At 67.9% G+C, this 19566-nt stretch carries 21 protein-coding genes; 18 read left to right on the top strand and 3 right to left on the bottom strand.

What is annotated here, in order from left to right; genetic code table 11:
* Nucleotides 1-8 precede the first annotated feature (8 nt).
* The 14 genes from KM176_RS06850 (at nt 9) to KM176_RS06785 (ending at nt 12148) form a co-directional block, all read left to right on the top strand.
* Nucleotides 9-965, top strand: a complete 957-nt coding sequence (locus KM176_RS06850) for an ABC transporter permease (RefSeq protein WP_202397750.1) — start codon at nt 9-11, stop codon at nt 963-965.
* A gap of 37 nt (nt 966-1002) precedes the next feature.
* Nucleotides 1003-1986: a sugar ABC transporter substrate-binding protein gene (locus KM176_RS06845; RefSeq protein WP_160892731.1), complete on the top strand. Its 984-nt coding sequence runs from the start codon at nt 1003-1005 to the stop codon at nt 1984-1986.
* A 406-nt stretch (nt 1987-2392) separates the two neighbouring features.
* Nucleotides 2393-3601, top strand: a complete 1209-nt coding sequence (locus tag KM176_RS06840) for an acyl-CoA dehydrogenase family protein (RefSeq protein WP_160892729.1) — start codon at nt 2393-2395, stop codon at nt 3599-3601.
* A 13-nt stretch (nt 3602-3614) separates the two neighbouring features.
* A complete protein-coding gene (locus KM176_RS06835; RefSeq protein ID WP_160892727.1) occupies nt 3615-4124 on the top strand; it encodes a V4R domain-containing protein in 510 nt (169 codons plus the stop codon).
* 76 nt (nt 4125-4200) lie between these two features.
* Nucleotides 4201-5157, top strand: a complete 957-nt coding sequence (locus tag KM176_RS06830; protein ID WP_160892725.1) for an ABC transporter substrate-binding protein — start codon at nt 4201-4203, stop codon at nt 5155-5157.
* Nucleotides 5158-5162: 5 nt separating this feature from the next.
* The gene (locus tag KM176_RS06825; protein WP_160892723.1) at nt 5163-5963 is read left to right on the top strand and encodes an ABC transporter ATP-binding protein; all 801 of its coding nucleotides are present in this window, start codon (nt 5163-5165) and stop codon (nt 5961-5963) included.
* A 62-nt stretch (nt 5964-6025) separates the two neighbouring features.
* A complete protein-coding gene (locus KM176_RS06820) occupies nt 6026-6766 on the top strand; it encodes an ABC transporter permease (protein WP_202397749.1) in 741 nt (246 codons plus the stop codon).
* 106 nt (nt 6767-6872) lie between these two features.
* The gene (locus tag KM176_RS06815) at nt 6873-8132 is read left to right on the top strand and encodes an aromatic ring-hydroxylating oxygenase subunit alpha (protein ID WP_160892719.1); all 1260 of its coding nucleotides are present in this window, start codon (nt 6873-6875) and stop codon (nt 8130-8132) included.
* A gap of 3 nt (nt 8133-8135) precedes the next feature.
* Complete coding sequence (locus KM176_RS06810) at nt 8136-8630, top strand: aromatic-ring-hydroxylating dioxygenase subunit beta (RefSeq protein ID WP_202397748.1); 495 nt, start codon at nt 8136-8138, stop codon at nt 8628-8630.
* Between the two features lie 127 nt (nt 8631-8757).
* Nucleotides 8758-9708, top strand: coding sequence for a PDR/VanB family oxidoreductase (locus tag KM176_RS06805; protein ID WP_160892717.1), 951 nt, complete (start codon nt 8758-8760; stop codon nt 9706-9708).
* 4 nt (nt 9709-9712) lie between these two features.
* The gene (locus KM176_RS06800; RefSeq protein ID WP_160892715.1) at nt 9713-10228 is read left to right on the top strand and encodes a flavin reductase; all 516 of its coding nucleotides are present in this window, start codon (nt 9713-9715) and stop codon (nt 10226-10228) included.
* 16 nt (nt 10229-10244) lie between these two features.
* Nucleotides 10245-10814: a nuclear transport factor 2 family protein gene (locus KM176_RS06795; protein WP_160892713.1), complete on the top strand. Its 570-nt coding sequence runs from the start codon at nt 10245-10247 to the stop codon at nt 10812-10814.
* Nucleotides 10815-10832: 18 nt separating this feature from the next.
* A complete protein-coding gene (locus KM176_RS06790; RefSeq protein ID WP_160892711.1) occupies nt 10833-11051 on the top strand; it encodes a hypothetical protein in 219 nt (72 codons plus the stop codon).
* Nucleotides 11048-12148 (top strand): amidase, encoded by a 1101-nt coding sequence (locus KM176_RS06785; protein WP_160892708.1) that lies wholly within the window; start codon nt 11048-11050, stop codon nt 12146-12148. The genes KM176_RS06790 and KM176_RS06785 overlap by 4 nt, the downstream gene beginning before the upstream one ends.
* A gap of 57 nt (nt 12149-12205) precedes the next feature.
* Here the strand turns inward: KM176_RS06785 and KM176_RS06780 are convergent, their stop codons facing one another.
* The 3 genes from KM176_RS06780 to KM176_RS06770 all read right to left on the bottom strand — a co-directional run bounded on the left by KM176_RS06780 (nt 12206) and on the right by KM176_RS06770 (nt 14901).
* Nucleotides 12206-13465, bottom strand: coding sequence for an MFS transporter (locus KM176_RS06780; RefSeq protein ID WP_160892706.1), 1260 nt, complete (start codon nt 13463-13465; stop codon nt 12206-12208).
* A gap of 88 nt (nt 13466-13553) precedes the next feature.
* Nucleotides 13554-14198 (bottom strand): TetR/AcrR family transcriptional regulator, encoded by a 645-nt coding sequence (locus tag KM176_RS06775; protein WP_160892704.1) that lies wholly within the window; start codon nt 14196-14198, stop codon nt 13554-13556.
* A 106-nt stretch (nt 14199-14304) separates the two neighbouring features.
* Entirely contained in the window at nt 14305-14901 is a 597-nt protein-coding gene (locus tag KM176_RS06770; RefSeq protein WP_202397747.1) for a flavin reductase family protein, read from the bottom strand.
* Between the two features lie 76 nt (nt 14902-14977).
* Here KM176_RS06770 and KM176_RS06765 point away from each other — a divergent pair, with 76 nt between their 5' ends.
* The 4 genes from KM176_RS06765 to KM176_RS06750 all read left to right on the top strand — a co-directional run bounded on the left by KM176_RS06765 (nt 14978) and on the right by KM176_RS06750 (nt 19562).
* Nucleotides 14978-15886, top strand: coding sequence for a LysR family transcriptional regulator (locus tag KM176_RS06765; protein WP_160892700.1), 909 nt, complete (start codon nt 14978-14980; stop codon nt 15884-15886).
* Between the two features lie 707 nt (nt 15887-16593).
* Nucleotides 16594-17649, top strand: coding sequence for a hemin-degrading factor (locus KM176_RS06760; protein ID WP_160892698.1), 1056 nt, complete (start codon nt 16594-16596; stop codon nt 17647-17649).
* Nucleotides 17646-18485, top strand: a complete 840-nt coding sequence (locus KM176_RS06755) for a heme/hemin ABC transporter substrate-binding protein (RefSeq protein ID WP_160892696.1) — start codon at nt 17646-17648, stop codon at nt 18483-18485. Before KM176_RS06760 ends, KM176_RS06755 begins: the two co-directional genes overlap by 4 nt.
* Before the next feature lie 3 nt (nt 18486-18488).
* Nucleotides 18489-19562: a FecCD family ABC transporter permease gene (locus tag KM176_RS06750; protein ID WP_160892694.1), complete on the top strand. Its 1074-nt coding sequence runs from the start codon at nt 18489-18491 to the stop codon at nt 19560-19562.
* Nucleotides 19563-19566 lie beyond the last annotated feature (4 nt).

Below are 19566 nucleotides of genomic sequence, written 5' to 3'. Positions count from 1 at the left end.
CCCCCGCCATGTTCCGACAGTTTGCCGACAATCCCCTGATGCTGCTGCGCTGGCTGCTGCTGATCGCCATGGGGCTGATCTTTACCCTCGCCAACAGCTACTTCCTGGCGCCGGGCAACCTTTATTCGCTGGGTGAAAGCTTCAGCCTGCTGGGGCTGGTCGCCCTGGGCCTGGCGCTGACCATGCTGGTGGGGGAATTCGACCTTTCCGGCGGCGCCATGGTCGCGGTTTCCGGGCTGATCATGCTGAAGCTGGGCGAAAGCAATGCCTTCGTGGGCCTGGCCGCCGCGCTCGCCTTCGGCGCCGGGGTCGGCGCCCTGAACGGGCTGCTGACGCTGCGGCTTCAGGTGTCCTCTCTCGTGACCACGCTGGGCGTGATGATCCTGCTGTCGGGCTTCGCCGTCTGGCTGGAGGGCGGCCAGGGCGTCAGCTTCTCCAACTACGACCTGACCGATGCCTTCAACGCCAGCTGGCTTTCGGTCCTTTCGCCGCGCTCGGTGATCACCATCGCGCTGTTCGCAGCCGTCGGCGTGGCGCTGGCCATCACCCGGCTGGGCCGCGACATCATCGCCGCCGGCAGCCACCGCAAGGCCGCCACCATGTCGGGGGCCAATGTCGCCTCGGCGGTGCTATCGGCCTTCATCGCCAGCGGCCTGTTCGCCGCCCTCGCCGGCGCCCTGCTGGCGATCACGCTGGGGCGTGCCTCCTCGACCTTCGGGGCGAACCTGCTGCTGCAGGCGGCTTCGGCGGCGATCCTCGGGGGCATCGCGCTTTCGGGGGGCGTCGGGCGCCCCTTCGGCGTGGCGATCGGCGTGCTGGTGCTCTGCGTGCTCAACAACGGGCTGGGGCTGATCGGCGCCAGCTCTCCGGTGGTGATGCTGCTGAACGGCGCGGTGCTGCTGGTTGCGGTGCTGGTCGACGGCGCCCCGGGCCAGTGGCTGCGCCGCAGCCGCGCCGCCCACTGACTTCCAAAATCAAGAGACCAACAGGAAAGGGAATTCCATGAAACAGACGCTTCGCACCGCCCTTGGCACGCTGCTGACCGGCAGCCTGCTGGCCCTGGCCGGCGCCGCTTCGGCAGAGGGCGCGCAGGAGGGCAAGAAGGTGATCTTCCTCGGCGCCGACGACATCTGCGAATACTGCGCCGTCTACAACGGCCAGATCCGCAAGCTGGCCGCCGCAGCCGGGATCGACCTGGAGGTCGTCACCAACAAGTTCGACGCCGCCCAGCAGGCCACCCAGATCGACCAGGCCATCGCCAAGAAGCCCGACGCGATCCTGCTGTGGACCATCGACGGCACCGCGCTCTTCCCCTCCATGCGCAAGGTCAAGCGCGCCGGCATCCCGCTGCTGCTGACCGACGTGCAGCCGGATCAGAAGATGGACGACCTCTGGGTCCAGTATTCCGGCGGCAACTACGAGGAACAGGGCGCCAAGGCCGCCCAGCTGATGGTCAAGGCCTTCGACGACAAGGGCATGGAGAAGAAGGGCGGCGTGATCCTGATCACCGGCATCATCGGGCAGGCCCAGACGATCTCCATGACCAAGGGCTTCACCGAGACCCTGGCCAAGCTGGCGCCCGACCTGACGATCCTGGGCTCCCAGCCGGGCAACTGGGACACCGGCACCTCCACCCAGGCGGCGGCCGGCCTGTTCACCAAGTACGGCGACCAGATCAAGGGCGTCTATGCCGCCGAGGACATCATGATGCAGGGCGTGCTGATCGCCGCCGAGCGCGCCGGGATGGACCCGACGAAGATGGCGATGATCGGCGGCGGTTGCGAACCCGTCGGCATCCAGAACATCAAGTCCGGCAAGCAGTACGGCACCGTCCTGCAATCCCCCGTCGACGAGGCGACCTATGCCGTCCAGAGCCTGACCGACTACTTCAACGGCAAGGAGATGGCCAAGTCGCACTACGTGCCGCACCCGATGGTGACCGCGGCCAATGTCGATCAGGTCTGCAAGCCCTGGCCCAAGGACTGATTTCGCATCGCGAGTCGGCCCCCGAACGCCGCGCGCAAGCGCGGCGTTTTGCGTTTCCCGCCCCCGCATTCCGGTGAAACATGATTTTTCCCTGAACATTTCTTGCGCAGCCTGCTCAATTCAAAAGCAATCCCCTGCACTCACGCCACCTCACAGTGGCGAGACGGCATTGACGGTGGCGTCAGGTTCCGCCTTCGGCACAGCCCGTGGCCGCTCTGACAGCCCGGATTCAAGCAATTGTTTTTATTATAATTTTAAATCGACCCCGGAGCACCCCATGATCCGGGACGCTGCACAGCCCGGCCCCATATATGAAAACCGTGCATACAGTTAATTATGACAATCTATTGTATTTATTCTTTTTGCCTCGGTTTGACTTGGATCAAACGCCAACACGAGGTTCGCCATGAATCAGCTCAATGCCCTTGCCCAGCCGCCCGGCCCCGTGGAAGAGGCTGTCGATTTCTCGAAACTCACGCAGCAGCCGGAATTCCTGGCCCTGCTGGACGAGATCCGCAGCCGCCGGGACGAGATCCACCAGAAACGCCACGTACCGCGCGACATCGTCGCCATGATGAAGAAAGCCCGCATCTTCCGCTCGGCGACGCCGACGAAATTCGGCGGCGATGCCATGGCACCGCACCACTTCCTGAAGATGGTCGAGAAGATCGGCGAAGTGGACGGCTCGGCGGCCTGGGTCGCGGCCTTCGGTTCCGCCAACACCTACATCGCCGCCCTCCCCGACGAGGCCCAGGCAGAGATCTATGCCACCGGCCCGGATCAGGTCTATGCCGGCGGTCTCTACCCGCTGCAGAAGGCCGAACGCGTTGACGGCGGCTGGCAGGTCTCGGGGCGCTGGAAATTCGCCAGCGGCTGCATGGGCGCGGACTGGATCGGTGTCGGCATCGTCGGCTCGGACTCGGTCCAGCGCGCCGCCGAGGGCCTGCCCCCCGAGGTGCTGATGGCCGTCGCCCCCGCCGCCGAGGTCGAGATCATCGAGACCTGGGACGTGATGGGGATGCAGGGCACCGGCAGCCATGACACCCAGGTCAAGGACCGCTTCTATCCCGACATGTGGACCTGCAAGCGCGGCGCCATGGGCATCTACGACGAGGCGCTCTACCGCTACCCGCCGCTGGCCTTCCAGGCCCAGGTGCACGCCGCCTGCAACCTTGGCCTGGCGCGCGCCGCGCTGGACCTGGCGACGCAGATGTCCGGTGGCGCCAAGCTGATGCCCGGCGCCCCCCGCCTGGCCGACCGCGCCTATTTCCGCACCGGCCTGGCCGAGGGCGAGGCCCGTATGCGCGCCGCCCGCGCCTATTACTACGAGATGGCCGAGAAGGCCTGGGACGAGCTGGCGCACAATGCCGAGGTTTCGCCTGAAACCAACAACCTGCTGCGGCTCTCGGCCAGCCACGCCGCGCGCGCGGCCACCGACACGATCCAGCACTGCTTCCGCATCAGCGGCATGGCGGCAATCCAGGAAGGCCACCAGATGCAGCGCATCCTGCGCGACTGCCTGGTCGTCACCCAGCACGCGGCGCTGAACGACGTCACGATGGAAAACGCCGGCGCCGTGCTTTCGGGTCTGCCGGCCCCGGCGGGCTACCCGTAAGGAGGCCGCGCCGATGGATCTGTCGCAAACCTTCCACCAGCGCCTCGCCATCACCCCGGATGCCGGAGAGATGCGCGACGGAGCGATCCGCTACCTGATGATGCGCCCCGATGCGCTGATGGGGATGTTCGCGCGGCTTTCGCCTGCCGCGCGGCAGGAGGCGGTCGAGGCGCTCTGTGCCTCGGTCGCGGAATTCGGCGGCAAATCCGTCAAGGCCTACCGCGACAGCGGCGCCGTCGATCCCGACGCGATGATGAAGACCATTGCCGACACCTCGGGCGAACTCGGGTGGGGCATCTGGACGTTCGGGGCGGTGTCTGCCGACCGCATCGACGTCCAGGTGCGCAACAGCCCCTTCGCGATGGGCATCGGCCGGTCCGACCAGCCCGTCTGCGGCGCCATCCGTGGCATCCTGACCGCCATCGGCCCGCTTCTGCTGAATGCCGAAGCCGTCCGGGTCGAGGAGACCAGCTGCCACGCCATGACCGGGACCGGCATCTGCCATTTCACCCTGTCCCGGTGACACCGCCGCGTCGGGCCCCCGCCCCGGGCCCGACGCCAAAATCTCAACAAGACAACCACTTCCAACAGGACGCGACATGACAAAAACGAACATCTCTCGCCGTGGTTTCATGGCCTCCACCGCCGGGCTCGCCGCCTCCGGCCTGGTGCTCTCTGCCCCCTCGCTTTCCCGCGCGGCCGGCACGACGATCCGCATCGGCGTCGGCTCGGACCCGGTGTTCTCGGGCTTCTTCGTCGCCCAGCACGAGGGCTACTTCAAGGATGAGGGCGTCAAGGTGAACCTGCAGACCTACTCGGGCGGCGGCGAGGCGATGAACGCCCTCGTGGCGGGCCAGGTGGATCTGGCCTCGGCATCGGAATCCACCACCATGGTGCGCATGAACCGCGCCGAGATCCGCCCGCTGGCGGTGGTCTACTACTCGGGCCTCTACGTCAAGCTGGTGCTGCGCCCCGGCATCGAAAGCCCCAAGGACATCAAGACCTTCGGCGTCATCCCCGGCTCCATCTCGGATTACTGCACGGGCCTGACGATCGCGCATTTCGGCCTGGATGCGAAAAGCCTCAAGATGGTCCCCTCGGGCCCGCCGGAACTGCCCGCCCTGCTGATGCGCGGCGATATCGACGCCTTCTTCGCCTGGGAACCCTGGCCCGCCACCGCCGTCGCCCAGGGCGCCAAGATCGCCCTGACCTCGCGCGATGTGGGCTATACCGACACCATCTGGGCCAACGCCAGCCAGGCCATCCTGGAAAGCGCCCCCGATGAGCTTCAGGCCGTGCTGCGCGCCGTCGCCCGCGGCTCCGAGGTGATGGAGAACGACCCCAAACGCGCCGCCGAGGCCGTCAAGGCCGTGACCCACATCCCGGTCGACACCACGCTGACCGTCTCCAAGGACATGACCCTGACGGTGCGTGACTTCACCGACGCGGACTTCAAGAGCTTTGACAGCATCGCGCAGTTCCTCGTCGACAACAAGGTGACCGACGCACTGGTCCCCTACCGCGACTACATGCAGCGCGGCTTCTACAAGGGATAAGCCACATGTCCAACGGAGCTTCCATCGAGCTTGGCCATGTCGGGATCTCGTTCGGGACGGCGCAGATCGTCTCGAACGTCAACCTCGACATCAAGCCTGGCGAATTCGTCTGCCTGCTGGGCCCTTCGGGCTGCGGCAAGTCCACGCTTCTGAACGCCATCGCCGGGTTCCTCCCGGTCGCTGGAAGCATCTCCGTTGGCGGAGACCGGGTGACCAAGCCCGGTCTCGACCGCGGCGTCGTCTTCCAGTCCGCCGAGGTGCTGTTCCCCTGGCTGACGATCCGCGAGAACGTCGAATACGGCCTGAAGATCCGCGGCGTGGCCAAGGCCGAACGCGCGAAGAAGGCGGAACATTTCATCGGCATGGTGGGCCTTGCCCACGCCGCCGACAAATTCCCGAAAGAGCTGTCGGGCGGGATGCGCCAGCGCGCGCAGATCGCCCGGGTGCTGATCAACGAACCCTCCGTCGTGCTGATGGACGAACCCTTCGGCGCGCTGGACGCGCAGACCCGCGAAGTGCTTCAGGAAGAGCTGGACCGGCTCTGGCGCAAGACCGGCTGCACCATCGTCTTCGTCACCCATGACATCTGGGAGGCCCTGCTGCTGGCCGACCGCGTCGTGGTGATGACCGCCGGCCCGCGTGCCGGGATCAAGACCATCCAGCCCATCGACCTGCCGCACCCCCGCGACGCCGCCAGCCCCGAATGCCTGGAGCTGTTCCGCCGGCTGCGCGACGACATCGGCGAAGAGGTCAAACGTGCCCTCGAACAGCAGGGCCTGAACCGAGAAGAGGAACCGGCAACATGACCGACGCCACCCAGCAGACCCCGACACGTGGTGCAAGGACTGGCTTCTCAATGGGAGAGGGAATGAAACGCGTCCTGATCGGCGTGCTCTCGGTCGTGATCGGCGTGCTGGCCTGGCACATTGGCGCGATGAACACCTCTCCGCTGTTCCTGCCTTCGCCCTGGAGCGTCGCCAAGACCACCGGCGAGATGATCGCCGACGGCTCTCTCTTCGTGGCGATCGGGGCCTCGGCCTGGCGCATCGCCGCCGGCTGGGCCGCGGGCGTGATCATCGGCGTGCCGCTCGGCCTGTTCATGGGCCGCTTCCAGATCGTCCGCCTGCTCTGCGATCCCTGGATCGAGTTCTTCCGCTTCATCCCGCCGATCGCCTTCGTGACCCTGGCCGTCATCTGGCTTGGCCCGGGCGAGATCACCAAGATCGCGCTGATCTTCTACTGCACCGTGTTCATCGTGACGATCAACACCATCGCCGGGGTGGAAAACGTCAACCAGCTGCGCCTGCAGGCCGCCCGTTCCATGGGGGCCAGCAAGCTGACCGAGATGACCACCGTCATCTTCCCCTCGGCCGTGCCCTTCATGATCACCGGCGCCCGCATCGCCATGGGCAACTCTTTCCTGACCGTCGTCTCGGCCGAGATCGTCTCGGCGCAGACCGGCCTTGGCTCGATGATCTGGACCGCGCGCAACTTCGGGCGCACCGACTGGGTGTTCGTGGGCATCATCTCCCTCGGCATCCTGGGCTACCTGTTCGACCGGGCCTTCCGCATGGCGACCCGGAAATGGTTCCGCCGCTTCCTGTTCTGATCTGATCCCTTCCGACCGGCCTGCCCGGCCAGCGATGACGCCCCCGCGTCATCGTGCCGGGGCCCCTTGCCGGTCATCCCCGCCCCTTCAACCTGAGGACCCCCACATGAAAGATTTGGACACGCCCTTCGCCGCGCTCGTCCAGGACGACAAGGCCCTGACCACTCTGTACACGGACCCCGGTCTGTTCGAAGCAGAGATGGACAAGATCTTCACGAAGACCTGGGTCTGGGTCGCGCACGAGAGCGAAATCGCGACGCCCGGCAGCTACAAGCGCGCCCGCGTCGGTCTTGAGCCGGTGATCGTCACCCGCGACCGCAAGAAGAACATCCACGTCCTGCTGAACCGCTGCCGTCACCGCGCCGCAACCGTGTGCGAAGTGTCCAAGGGCAAGACCAACTCCTTCGTCTGCCCCTACCACGGCTGGGCCTACGGCCTCGACGGCAGCCTGCGCGGCGTGCCCTACGAGGAAAGCTATGCCGGCAAGCTGGAACGCGGCAAGCTGGGCCTGAAAGCCCTGCGCACCGAGACCTACAACGGCCTGGTCTTCGCCACCTTCAACGACGAGATCGAGCCGCTCGAGGACTTCCTGGCGGGCGCCAAGAAATGGATCGACCTGTTCATGAAACAGGGCGCCGGCTACCCGGTGAAGGCCAATGGCGAACACAAGTTCTCGTTCCCGGGCAACTGGAAGATCCAGCTTGAGAACACCACCGACGCCTACCATTTCCCGCTGGTGCACAAGCCCTTCCTGAAGCTGACCGATGTCGAGACCGAAGAGCAGTTCGACATCATGAACAAGGGCGGCTGGGTCGAGGATCTGGGCAATGGCCACTCGGTCATGATCATGATGCCCGAGCTGGTCGACCTTGAGGAAAACCTCGACGCACCGATCCCCGACAAGTTCGCCGATCTTGCCCAGGCGCTGCGCGACGAGGGTCACGAAGAGCAGCAGGTGCGCCGCATCATCCGCGCCGTCGGCGGTTCGGGCTTCAACGTGAACCTGTTCCCCAACCTCGGCTGCTCTGCCGCGTTCTTCCGTGTCCTCCAGCCGGTGTCCGTCACCGAGACCGAGGTGCGCCACATCGCCCTTGCCATGGACGGCGGCCCCGAGATCGCGAACCGCGAACGCCTGCGCATCCACGAGTTCTTCCAGGGCCCGATGGGCTTTGGCAGCCCCGATGACGCCGAGGTCTGGGACCGCGTCCAGCAGGGCGCCCAGGGCGGCAAGGAGCTCTGGCTGCTGCTGAACCGCTCGACCGAGACCGAGGAACCGACCGCAGAGGGCACCGTCAAGGGCGATGTCAGCTCCGAGATCGGCATGCGCGCTGCCTACCGGCAGTGGAAGAAACTGATGGAGGCCTGAGACATGGACATGATGACTCCCGTGAAAGATACCGCGCTGCTGGATGCCATGGCCTTCGTCTGGCTTGAGGCCGACCGCCTCGATCAGCGCGAATTCGACGACTGGCTGGGCATGTGGAGCGCGGATGCCAAGTACATCGTGCCCGTCGAACCCGGCGTGACCGATTTCGAGGCGCATCTGAACTACGCCTATGACGACGCGGTGATGCGCGCGAAGCGGGTCGAGCGGATGATGGGCGGGGACTCCGTCTCGGCCTCGCCGCTGGCACGCACCGTGCGCGCGCTGTCGCGCTTCCGGCTGCTGTCGGACGATGGCGTCACCATCGAGCTGCGCTGCATGCAGACGCTGACCGAATACCGCCGCGAACGGATGAAATCCCATGTCGCCGACGTGGAGTTCACCCTGGTGCGCGAAGGCGCGGGCCTGAAGATCGCCCGCAAGGTCGTGCGCCTGATCAATGCCGATCACACGCTGTCGGGCATCTCCTACATCCTGTGATCGCTGCGGTCGGGCCTTCCTCCCCCTTGGGCCCGACCGGTTTCCCCGACTGGGGTCCGGCCCGCAGCGCCGGACCCGTCTTTCGCCCCGTTTCCGTTCCGACCCGTTAAAAGACAAGGACGCCACAATGATCGAAGCCACCATCACCCGGCGCCAGTCCCAGGCCCGCGACATCGTCGTGCTGGACCTCGTCTCGGCTGACGGCGCGCCGCTGCCCCCCTTCACCCCCGGCGCCCATATCGACGTCGAGATCGGCCAGGGCCTGGTGCGCCAGTATTCCCTCTGCGGCGATCCCGCCGAAGGCGCGCTCTACCGCATCGGCGTGCTGAAGGACCCCGCCTCGCGCGGGGGGTCCGCCGCCATCCACGCCGGCTTTGCCGAAGGCGCGACGATCCGCATCGGGGAACCCCGCAACCTCTTTCCGCTGGCCGAGGATGCCGCCTTTTCCGTCCTGATGGGCGGCGGCATCGGCATCACCCCGATGATCGCGATGGCCCATGCGCTGCACACCCAGGGCCGCCCCTTCGCGCTGCACTACTGCGCCCGCGAAAAGGACAGCGCCGCTTTCCTTGCGGAAATGGCGACCGCCCCCTGGGCCGCAAACGTGACGCTGCATTTCGACAGCGGAGAGGACGCGACCCGTCCCTTCGATCCCGCCACCGACCTGCCCGATCCCGCCACCGGCGCCCATGTCTATACCTGCGGCCCCGCGGGCTTTATGGACTTCGTGCTGCGCTCGGCGGCTGATCGCGGCTATCCGGAGGCGCAGCTGCACAAGGAATACTTCTCGGTCGAGGTCGAGACCGGCGGCGACAGCTTCGAGGTGGAGCTTGCGCAATCGGGCCAGACCGTGACCGTGGGCCCCGACCAGACCATCGTGCAGGCCCTGACAGGCATCGGCATCGCGGTCGAAGTCTCCTGCGAGCAGGGCATCTGCGGCACCTGCCTGTGCGACCTGCTTGAGGGCGAGGCCGATCACCGCGACAGTTTCCTGACCGACGCGGAAAAGGCCGAGGGCGACCAGATCATGCTCTGCTGCTCGCGTGCGAAATCCCAAAAACTTGTCCTGGACCTGTAACGTCATGACCCATCCCGATCAGACGGCCTTCCGGCAGGCCATGTCGCGCCTTGGCGCGGCCGTGAACATCATCACCACCGACGGCGCGGCCGGGCGCCACGGCATCACCGCCTCGGCGGTCTGCTCTGTCACCGACACGCCGCCGACCCTGCTGGTCTGCGTCAACCGCGGCTCGTCGGCGCATGACCTGCTGATCGCCAACGGCGTCTTCTGCGTCAACGTGCTGGGCCATGACCATGCCGAGCTGGCGATGCGGTTCGGCCGCCCGGGCCTGTCGCCCGAAGAGCGCTTCGAAGGCCAGGACTGGGCGACGCTGGCGACCGGCGCACCCGCTCTGAAGGATGCCATGGTGCGCTGCGACTGCCGCATCAGCGGCATCGAGGAGGTCGGCACCCACAGCGTGATCCTCGGCCGGGTCGAGGCACTTGAGCTGCGCGACGACAGCCAGAGCCTGGTCTATTTCGACCGCAACTTCCACCGCCTGGGCGCCCCGGCGCCCGCGCAAAATCCCTCTCTCTGATTTCCACGGAAGACCCATGACCGACATGCAAGACACCCTCCAGGCGCTGACCCGCCGCATCGAGAACCTCGAAGCCGCCAACGAGGTCCGCAACGTCCAGATGCGCTACATGTTCCTCTGCGACACGCCGCTGCCCGAATATGGCGTCAAGGACGATGCCGAGCGCATCGACCTGATCATGGAGCTGTTCGCCGAGGAAGCCGTCTGGGAAGGCGTCGGCGAATATTACGACGGCCAGTTCGGGCGCGCCGAGGGCAAGGCCGCCGTGCGCCGCCACTTCGAGGGCTTCTGGGGCCAGAAGCAGGATCCGGCGCTGATCCTGAACTGCCACTACGTGACCTCCGAACAGATCCATGTCTCCGAGGACGGGCTGACCGCCACCGGCCAGTGGGTCCACATGCAGCCCTGGCTGTTCTCCGACGGCAAGGCGCTGCTGCGCTCCTCGCGGCTCTTCAACGCGTTCAAGAAATGCGACGATGGCGTCTGGCGCTACACCCGCAACCGCACCGAGAACGTCTTTGTCGCCCCGCTGCCGGCCACCTGGGCCTCGGACTACCCGTCCGCCTCGGTGCTGATGAAACCCTGAACCGGGCGGAGCGCAGTCATGACCCATAAAACCGAAATGTGGCAGGTCTACCGTTTCCAGGACGTGGACGTGACCGTGATCCAGCAATGGGTGGACCCGTTCGGCCGACCCATGCTGCGCTTCGGCCTGGACCGCGACGGCGAGGTGCTGGCCGCCGGCCTGCCCGAGGCCGAATTCCTGGCCGAGGCCACCCTGCTGGCCGAAGCCGGGAGCGAACTGGTGGAGGGCGCGCGATGACCACCTATGTCACGCGCCTGTCGCTGGGCGATCCCGCCGGGCCTGCCATCGCGGTGAAGGATTCGATCGACATTGCAGGCTTCCCCACCCGCGCCGGCTGCCCGGCGCTGGAGGACGCCCCCCCCGCCCCGGCCCATGCCGAGGTGGTGGAGCGCCTGCTGGCCGCAGGGGGCCATGTCCTCGGCAAGACCACTCTGCACGAGCTGGCCTTTGGCGTCTCGGGGATCAACGATCACGCGGGCACCGCGGTCAATGCGCAGTTCCCCGAGCTGATCCCCGGAGGGTCCTCCTCGGGCAGTGCGGCGGCGGTGGCCGAGGGCAGCGCCCGCATCGCCATCGGCACCGACACCGGCGGATCGGTCCGCATCCCGGCGGCCTGCTGCGGCGTCTGGGGGCTGAAGCCCAGCTACGGGCGGCTCAGCCGCAAGGGCGTGATGCCCGCCGAAAGCAGCCTCGATTGCGTCGGCCCCTTCGCGGCGACCCTGGAAGACCTGGAATGGGCGATGGCGGCGATGGATCCGGGCTTCGTGGCCCGCCGGATCAAGACCGCCCGCGTCGCCTACCTGTCCGGACAGGCCACCCCCGCCATCGACGCCGCCGTGCGCGCCGCGCTGCGGACCCCGGAGATCGCCGTGCATGAGGCCGAGCTTCCGGCTGCCGCCGAAGCCTTCGAAGCCGGCGTCAGCCTGATCAATGCCGAGAACTGGGCCGCCTCCGGGCCGCTTCTGGAGACCGGCAAGGTGCATCCGGCCGTCGCCGCGCGCATCGCCGCCGGCGCGGATGTCGACGCGGACGAAATCGCCCGGGCCGAAGCCGTGCGTGCCCGCATCACCGCCCAGATCGACGCCTTGCTGGGACAGGCCGAGGTGATCGCCCTGCCGACGCTGGCCGATGCACCGCCGACTCTGGAACTGGCGCGCCGCGATCCCACCGCCGTCGCGGTGACCCGCAACGTGCGCGCCTTCAACCTCAGCGGCCACCCGGCGCTGGCGATGCCGCTTGCGCCGCTGAACGGAGCCCCGGTGTCGCTGCAACTGGTCGGTGCCAGGGGCGCGGATGCGCTGGTCTGCGCCGTCGCGGCCCTGATCCGCGGCTGAAGTTGCGCAAAAGGCCGGCGCCCCGCGCCGGCCTTCGCCGTTTCGGAGCGCCCGTCCCTAGCGCCGCTCGCTCAGCGCAAAGAGGAAGGCCAGCGTCGGCGCCGCCAGCCCCAGCAGGGCCGCCATGTGCCACCCGCCCGCGGCATAGGCCCAGACGCCAAGCGCCGATCCCAGGGCCCCGCCCAGGAAGAAGGTCGCCATGTAGATGCCATTGAGCCGGGCGCGGATGGCGGCCTCCAGCAGGAAGATCTCTCGCTGGCCCAGCACCAGATTGGTGGTCACCGCAAAATCCAGCAGCAGCGCCGCCACGATCAGCAGGGCGATGGCCGGGCGGGGCGCCTCAGGCAGCACGAGGCACAGGGCAAAGCTTGCCATGCCGCCCAGCAGCGCCAGCCGGGTCGCCGGGCGCCCCCAGCCGCGGTCGGCGATCCGACCGGCGATCGGAGAGGCCAGGACGCTGGCCGCCCCGACCAGCGCGAAGATCGCGATGCCGCCCTGCCCCAGCCCGATGGCGGGGCTGGCCAGCAACAGCGGCGTCACCGTCCAGAACAGGCTGAAGACCCCGAACATTGCCGCCTGGTACAGCGCCCTGCGCTGCAGGACCGGCGTCGTCGCGGCGATGCTGAGGATCGAGCGCATCAGCGCGCCATAGCCCATCCGGCCTGCGGGGCGGCGTTCCGGCAATTTCAGCCGCAGAACCAGTCCCAGCGGCACCAGCGCCGCCGCCGCCAGCAGGAAGACCCCCTGCCAGCCCGCCAGGCCGGCCAGGAAACTGGACAGAGGGCGGGCCAGCATGATGCCCAGCATCAGCCCGGCCATCACATTGCCGACCGCCCGGCCCCGGCTTGCCTCATCCGCCAGATGCGCGGCATAGGGCACCAGGACCTGCACCGCGACGGCGCCCAGACCGGTGCAGAAGGCCGCCGCCAGGAAGGCCCCCGCAGTCGGCGCCAGGGCGGTCGCGACCAGGGCCAGGATGCTCAGCCCCACCAGTGTCAGGACCAGGCGTCGGGTCTCGAAGATGTCGGCCAGCGGCACCACCAGGATCAGCCCCAGCCCGTAGCCCAGCTGGGTCAGCGTCACCACCAGCCCGGCGAGCGGCGCGGGAAGGCCGAGGCTGGCCGCGATCAGCCCCACCAGCGGCTGGGCATAGTAGATATCGGCGGCCAGCACCCCACAGGCCAGCGCCAGAAGAAGAGAGACGGCCAGCCCCGGCGACCGTAGCTGAACCTGAACCGGATCCTGGGCCGGAATTTGGGCCGGTTTCCGGGCCGCGACTTGCGCCAGGGCCTGCGGGGAATGCGTGCGTTCTGTCATGAAGGATCCTGAGCTTTAGGAAATGATCATTTCCGAAATGAGGTCAGCAAGGGAGGCGGGGGCTGCGGGCCGCAAGGGAAACGCGGGGTCAGTCGAAAAGCTGCAGGACCTCGTCCACCAGATGCGCGGTGCCGGCCTCGGCGCAGCCGACCTTGCCGGCCAGCCGCATCCCCTGCAGCGTATAGAGCAGCAGCCGCGCCCGGGTCACCGGATCGCCGCAGACGCGCAGCGTGCCATCGGCCTGCCCGCGCGCGAAGATCCCCAGAATGCGCGCCTCAAGCCGGCCATAGGCCTGGCGCACCGGCTCGGACAGGGCCGGATCGAACGTGGTGATCTCGGCCAGGGCGGCGACGACCATGCAGCCCGTGCGCCCCTCCGCGCCCTGGCTGGCCTCGACATAGACCGAGATGAAGGCGCGCAGTTCCGCCCGTCCGCTGGGCGCCTCCGAGAGGCGTGCCGCAAGCACCGCATCGCGACCGCTCACATAACGCGCCAGAGCGGCAAGGAAGATCCCCTGCTTGCCCTTGAAGGCCTTGTAGAGACTGCCCGAGGACAGTTTCGTCGCGGCGCAGAGATCACCGATCGAAGCGGCGTTGTAGCCCTTTTCGCGGAACACAAGAACCGCCCGGTCCAGCACCTGGGCAAGGTCGAATTCCCGCGGGCGGCCGGGGCCGGCACTGCGGGGCTCGGGCAAGGCGGTCTGGGTCATCCTGGGCTGGGTCATCTGGGTCATGGTCGCATTATTAGGAAAAGATCATATCCAAATCAACCGCAACCTTTCCACCCGCGCCGAAAATGTCGGGGCAGTGGTCTCTGCCCTGCCCCGGCATCGACCGGGCCTAGAGTTCGAACCGGTCGCGGGTGGTCACGTAGCTGGCGCCGCCCAGCCGCCCGAGCGCATCCAGCGCGCCGGCATCGACATGCAGGCGGTCGTTCACCGCGCCCTCGCGGATGAAGATGCCCAGCACCTCGCCCACAAGGATGTCGCGGGCCGGTCCCAGCTCCAGCCGCTGGCGGAAGCGGCATTCCAGTGCCACCGGGGCGGCCAGCAGGCGCGGACAGGCAACATGGGTGCCCGGTGCCGTCTCCAGCCCGGCCAGGGCGATCTCGTCGGCCTCGGGCGGCAGCGGCGCGGCGATCTCCTGCACGGCGCGGGCCATGGCGACATCGGGAATGTGCAGGGTGAACACCCCGGTTTCCAGGATGTTGCGGGCGGTGTCCTTGCGGCTGCCATCGGGGCGCGGCTCGATCCCGACGGCGACGGTGGCGGGCGCATGGCTCAGCACGCCGAAAAAGCTGAAGGCGGCGGCATTGTCGACCCCCTCGGGCGAGCGGCTGGTGATCACCGCGATGGGACGCGGCAGGATCGCCCCGCTCAGCAGCTTGTAGACGTCGCGGTCGTCGAGGGTGGCAGGGTCGAAGGAAAGATGAGTCATGACGCCGTCCATTCTGGGTCCCGGCACCATAGGGCGTGCAGCTTGATAACCTGGATGAATTGTCCTAATTTCAGGCATGAGCCAGATGAATTTCAACACCTTCGATCTGAACCTGGTCCGCGTCTTCCTGGCGCTCTGGGATCAGCGCTCTGTCACCGCCGCCGCCGACCGGCTGAACCTGACCCAGCCGGCGGTCAGCCATGCGCTGAAACGGCTGCGCGAACAGTTCGACGACCCGCTGTTCACCCGCATCGGCAAGGGGATGGAGCCGACCCCCGCCGCCCGCCGGCTCTACATTCCGTTCAAGTCCTGCCACGACACGCTGCGCGAGACCATGACGGTGCACGGCAGTTTCGATCCGCAGAAATCCGCGCGCGTGTTCACGGTGGCGATGTCGGACATCTCGGAAAGCTACGTGCTGCCGCGGCTGCTGGCGCCCTTGCTGACCCATGCACCGGGGGTGCGCATCCGCTCCGTCCAGCTTGAGGCCGAAGAGATCGAGGCCAAGCTGCGCTCGGGCCAGGTGGACATGGCCTTCGGCTTCCTGCCCGACCTCTCGCCGCCCGAGTTCGAAAGCATGTTGCTGCTGGACGACCGCTTTGTCTGCATCGTACGCGACGGCCATCCCTGCAGCGAAACCCACCTGACGCCGCACAGCCTTCTGACACTGGATTTCGTCGAGGTGGCGGTGAATGCGACCGGCTACCAGACCGTGCGCGCGGTGCTGGAACAGCACGGCATCTTCCGCACCATCCGCGCGCAGATCGAACACTTCTCGGTCATCCCCGAGATCGTGCGCTCCACCGACCTGGCGGCGATCTACCCCGCCTCGGTCGCCACCCGTCTGGTCGAAAGCCGGGAGTTCCGCACCATGGAGATGCCCGAGATCTTTCCCCCCATCGACGTGCGCACCCACTACCATTCGAATTTCCGCAGCGACGCGGGGATCCTGTGGCTCAACAGCCTTATGAAGGGGCTGTTCTGAAAACGGCCCCGGGCGCCACATCCTCTCCCAAAGATGTCCAGGCGCCCGAAGCCGAGTCAGTCCAAATGGATGCGCGCTGAAATTGATGCGGTGCATAGCGCCCAGGGTGACGCTACGCAACTGTCGCCTCGGACAAAGACCCGGGCGTCGGGTCAAAAGGCGAGGCCGGTGACCATGGAAACGGGGAGCGCGTCTCACGGCGGATTGAGGGAAACACACCGGCCTCGGATCAAGTGTGGAAGATGGTACGGATACGGTCAATCATCCTGACGGGCCGGAAGCGGCAAGTTGCTCATCCCGGGGCCGCGCCGGCGGCGGACCGCCTGATCCACATGCGCCCGGGCCCCTGGCCGCGGCCTGAAGACATCCGCCACCGCATGGAATGCCGTTCGGGCCGCCGCGCCCCCGCGGCACGGTCGCGCCCTGCCCAAAGCTGACGCAACGCAAGTCCCGACGGTCAAAAACCCCACGCGAAAATATTGACAATATTTGTCAGGAATAATAGGCAGAGATCAGCAAGCGCCGGATCGGCAGCTAGCCCCTTTCCCATTTCACCGACACCGGACCGCAGGCCCCGCCACCGCCGCCCCTCGTGGCGTTGCGCAGACGCGTTCTGCCTGTCCCCGTCCCCGAAGGCTGCTTCCGCATCCTGCCCCATGTCCGGCCCGCCCGCGGGTCCGGCCCCCTTGTCCTGCGAAAGGTCCGCCATGCGCGCCTGCCCCCCCGCCGAAACCCTCCGCGCCGCCCGTCGCGACAGCACGCTGCGCGCGCGCGACCTGGCCGCTTCCCTGAACGTCTCCGAAGCCGCGCTGGTCGCCGCCCATACCGGCGCCCCGGCCCCCTTCAGCGTCACCCGCATCGCCGCCGATCCCGATGTGCTGATGCCCAACATGGCGCGTCTGGGGCGCATCATGTCGCTGACCCGCAACGACTCCTGCGTGCTCGAACGCGTCGGCACCTTCGGCGACTACCATTCCGGCGCCCATGCCGCCTTCGTGCTGGGCAAGGAGATCGACACCCGCCTGTTCCCGAAATACTGGACCTACGGTTTCGCCGTCGAGGAAGAGACCGCGAAGGGCCTGCGCCGCTCGCTTCAGGTCTTCGACCGCTACGGCGAGGCGCTCCAGAAGATCTACCTGCGCGAGGAGTCCAACACCGAGGCCTGGGCGCCGCTGATCGCGGAGCTGCGCCTGGACGACCAGTCGCCCGAGATCGACCCGCACGCGCCCCCCGCCCCCGAAGGCGCCCGCCCCGCCCCCGGCAAGCGCGAGGCGCTGGTGGCCGAATGGCGCAAGATGACCGACACGCACCAGTTCAACCGGATCTGCACGCGCCTCGGGATGAACCGCCTTGGCGCCTACCGCATGGCCGGGGCGCCCTTCGCCCGCCGCGTCGCCGTCAGCGCCGTTGCCGACTGGCTTGAGGCCGTTTCCGCCGCGCATCAGCGGGTCGGCTTCTTCGTCGGCAACCGCGGCCATATCCAGATCCACTGGGGCACTTTCGACACGCTGAAACCCATGGGCCCCTGGCTGAACGTGCTGGACCCGGAGGTGAACATCCACCTGCGCAACGACCATATCGCCGAGGTCTACGTGGTCGAGAAACCCACCAAGCGCGGTCCCGCCACCTCGATCGAGGCCTTCGATGCGCGCGGAGAGCTGATCTTCCAGTGCTTCGGCCAGCGCACCGAGACCGACGAGACGCTGGACGGCTGGCACGCCATCCTCGATGCCATCCCCTCGCTGCGCGAGGCCGCCGAATGAAACCGCTTCTGAGCGCGCTGCTGCTGGCCATCCTGCCGGTGGCGGCCCCCGCCGCCGACCGGATCGTCGCCATCGGCGGCGCGGTGACCGAGACGCTGTTCGCCCTGGGCGCCGGAGACCGGGTGATCGCGCGCGACAGCACCTCGCGCTTTCCCGAAGCGGCGCTGGCGCTGCCCGATGTCGGCTACATGCGCCAGCTTTCCGCCGAAGGGGTGCTGTCGGTCGGCCCCGACATGGTGATCACCCGCGACAGCGCCGGCCCGCCCGAGGTGCTGGACCAGCTGCGCGCCACCGCCCTGCCCCTGATCGAGGTCCATGACGGCTACACCGCCGAGAGCGTGCTGGCCGAGATCCGCACCATCGGCGCCGCCGTCGACCTGCCCGACAAGGCCGAGGCGCTCGCCCGCCAGGAGGCCGCGGCCTTCGAAACCCTTGCCGCCGAAGTGGCGAAGGGCCCGCATCCGCGCGTGCTTTTCGTGCTCTCGGATCAGGCCGGGCGGCTGACCGTCGCGGGTGGCCATACCGGCGCCGACGGCATCCTGACGCTTGCGGGCGCGACGAATGTCATGGCCGGCTCCTTCGACGGCTACCGGATCCTCTCGGACGAGGCGCTGATCGCCGCCGCCCCGGAGGTGATCCTGATGATGACATCGACCGGCGCGCGGCAGATGGACAGCTCTGACGCCGACATCCTGTCGCTGCCGGCGGTCGCCCGCACCCCCGCCGGTGACCGGGGCGCGCTGGTGCGCGTCGATCCCGCCGCCCTTGGCTTCGGCCCGCGCACCGCCGCATTCGCCCGCACCCTGCACGCCGCCCTGCTGGCCGGAGCCTCCTGAGCCATGGCGATCCTCAGCCCCTCGGAACCTATGACCTCCGGCGACCGGCGCGCCCGGGCCGCGACGCTGCGCGCCCTGCTGGTGCTGGGCCTTGTGCTGGTGATGCTGGCGGGCCTGGGCTGGGGTGCCGCCGGGCAGACCGACGTGATCGGCGCCCTGCTGGCGCGCTTCGGGCTGGCGCAGGCCTCGCTCGCCGAGATGACCATCGTCTGGGACATCCGGATGCCTCGGGTGCTGACCGGCGCGCTGGTGGGCGCGGCGCTGGCGGTCTCGGGGGCGGTGATGCAGGGGCTGTTCCGCAACCCGCTGGCCGATCCCGGGCTGGTCGGCGTTTCCGCCGGATCGGGGCTGGGCGCGGTGGCGGCCATCGTGCTGGGCGGGCTGCTTCCGGCGCCGCTTCTGGCAATGACCGAGGGCGCGCTGGTGCCGCTGGCGGCCTTCCTGGGCGGCTGGGCGGCAACGCTGGTGCTGTATATGATCGCCACGCGCGGCGGGCGGACCTCGGTCGCGACGATGCTGCTGGCGGGGATCGCGCTGGCGGCGCTGACCGGGGCGCTGACCGGGCTGATCCTGTACCGCGCCACCGACAACCAGCTGCGCGACCTGACGTTCTGGAGCATGGGCTCGGTCGCCGGGGCGACCTGGGCCAAGCTGCTGGTCGCCGGGCCGCTGATCGCGGCGGGCCTGCTGGCCGCCCCCTTCCTGGCCCGCGCCCTCGATGCGCTGTCGCTGGGAGAGGCGGTGGCGCTGCACATGGGCGTCGACATCCAGAAGATGAAACGCATCGCGATCCTGAGCGTCGCGGCCTCGGTCGGGGCCTCGGTCGCGATCACCGGGGGCATCGGCTTTGTCGGCATCGTCGTGCCGCATCTGCTGCGGCTGGTGCAGGGGCCGGAACACCGGGGCCTGCTGCCCAATGCGGCGCTGCTGGGGGCGATCCTGCTGCTGCTGGCCGACATGCTGTCGCGCACCCTGGTCGCGCCGGCGGAACTGCCCATCGGCATCGTCACCGCGACCCTGGGCGGGCCGTTCTTCCTGTGGATCCTGATGCGCAACCGCGCCCTGCTGGAGGGCTGATGCA

The sequence above is a fragment of the Pseudooceanicola endophyticus genome (genome assembly GCF_018760365.1).
GTDB classification, from domain to species: domain Bacteria; phylum Pseudomonadota; class Alphaproteobacteria; order Rhodobacterales; family Rhodobacteraceae; genus Pseudooceanicola; species Pseudooceanicola endophyticus.
Note: the sequence above shows the minus strand (reverse complement) of the source record. Positions and strands in the feature narration are given on the sequence as shown.

Excerpts from the sequence above, each read along its gene's own strand:
- KM176_RS06825 (WP_160892723.1), top strand. The coding sequence starts at position 5,163 with ATGTCCAACGGAGCTTCCATCGAGCTTGGCCATGTCGGGATCTCGTTC.
- KM176_RS06845 (WP_160892731.1), top strand. The coding sequence starts at position 1,003 with ATGAAACAGACGCTTCGCACCGCCCTTGGCACGCTGCTGACCGGCAGC.
- KM176_RS06805 (WP_160892717.1), top strand. The coding sequence starts at position 8,758 with ATGATCGAAGCCACCATCACCCGGCGCCAGTCCCAGGCCCGCGACATC.
- KM176_RS06795 (WP_160892713.1), top strand. The coding sequence starts at position 10,245 with ATGACCGACATGCAAGACACCCTCCAGGCGCTGACCCGCCGCATCGAG.
- KM176_RS06820 (WP_202397749.1), top strand. The coding sequence starts at position 6,026 with ATGAAACGCGTCCTGATCGGCGTGCTCTCGGTCGTGATCGGCGTGCTG.
- KM176_RS06780 (WP_160892706.1), bottom strand. The coding sequence starts at position 13,465 with ATGACAGAACGCACGCATTCCCCGCAGGCCCTGGCGCAAGTCGCGGCC.
- KM176_RS06770 (WP_202397747.1), bottom strand. The coding sequence starts at position 14,901 with ATGACTCATCTTTCCTTCGACCCTGCCACCCTCGACGACCGCGACGTC.
- KM176_RS06840 (WP_160892729.1), top strand. The coding sequence starts at position 2,393 with ATGAATCAGCTCAATGCCCTTGCCCAGCCGCCCGGCCCCGTGGAAGAG.
- KM176_RS06850 (WP_202397750.1), top strand. The coding sequence starts at position 9 with ATGTTCCGACAGTTTGCCGACAATCCCCTGATGCTGCTGCGCTGGCTG.
- KM176_RS06765 (WP_160892700.1), top strand. The coding sequence starts at position 14,978 with ATGAGCCAGATGAATTTCAACACCTTCGATCTGAACCTGGTCCGCGTC.
- KM176_RS06835 (WP_160892727.1), top strand. The coding sequence starts at position 3,615 with ATGGATCTGTCGCAAACCTTCCACCAGCGCCTCGCCATCACCCCGGAT.
- KM176_RS06775 (WP_160892704.1), bottom strand. The coding sequence starts at position 14,198 with ATGACCCAGATGACCCAGCCCAGGATGACCCAGACCGCCTTGCCCGAG.
- KM176_RS06750 (WP_160892694.1), top strand. The coding sequence starts at position 18,489 with ATGGCGATCCTCAGCCCCTCGGAACCTATGACCTCCGGCGACCGGCGC.
- KM176_RS06790 (WP_160892711.1), top strand. The coding sequence starts at position 10,833 with ATGACCCATAAAACCGAAATGTGGCAGGTCTACCGTTTCCAGGACGTG.
- KM176_RS06810 (WP_202397748.1), top strand. The coding sequence starts at position 8,136 with ATGGACATGATGACTCCCGTGAAAGATACCGCGCTGCTGGATGCCATG.
- KM176_RS06755 (WP_160892696.1), top strand. The coding sequence starts at position 17,646 with ATGAAACCGCTTCTGAGCGCGCTGCTGCTGGCCATCCTGCCGGTGGCG.
- KM176_RS06760 (WP_160892698.1), top strand. The coding sequence starts at position 16,594 with ATGCGCGCCTGCCCCCCCGCCGAAACCCTCCGCGCCGCCCGTCGCGAC.
- KM176_RS06815 (WP_160892719.1), top strand. The coding sequence starts at position 6,873 with ATGAAAGATTTGGACACGCCCTTCGCCGCGCTCGTCCAGGACGACAAG.
- KM176_RS06800 (WP_160892715.1), top strand. The coding sequence starts at position 9,713 with ATGACCCATCCCGATCAGACGGCCTTCCGGCAGGCCATGTCGCGCCTT.
- KM176_RS06830 (WP_160892725.1), top strand. The coding sequence starts at position 4,201 with ATGACAAAAACGAACATCTCTCGCCGTGGTTTCATGGCCTCCACCGCC.
- KM176_RS06785 (WP_160892708.1), top strand. The coding sequence starts at position 11,048 with ATGACCACCTATGTCACGCGCCTGTCGCTGGGCGATCCCGCCGGGCCT.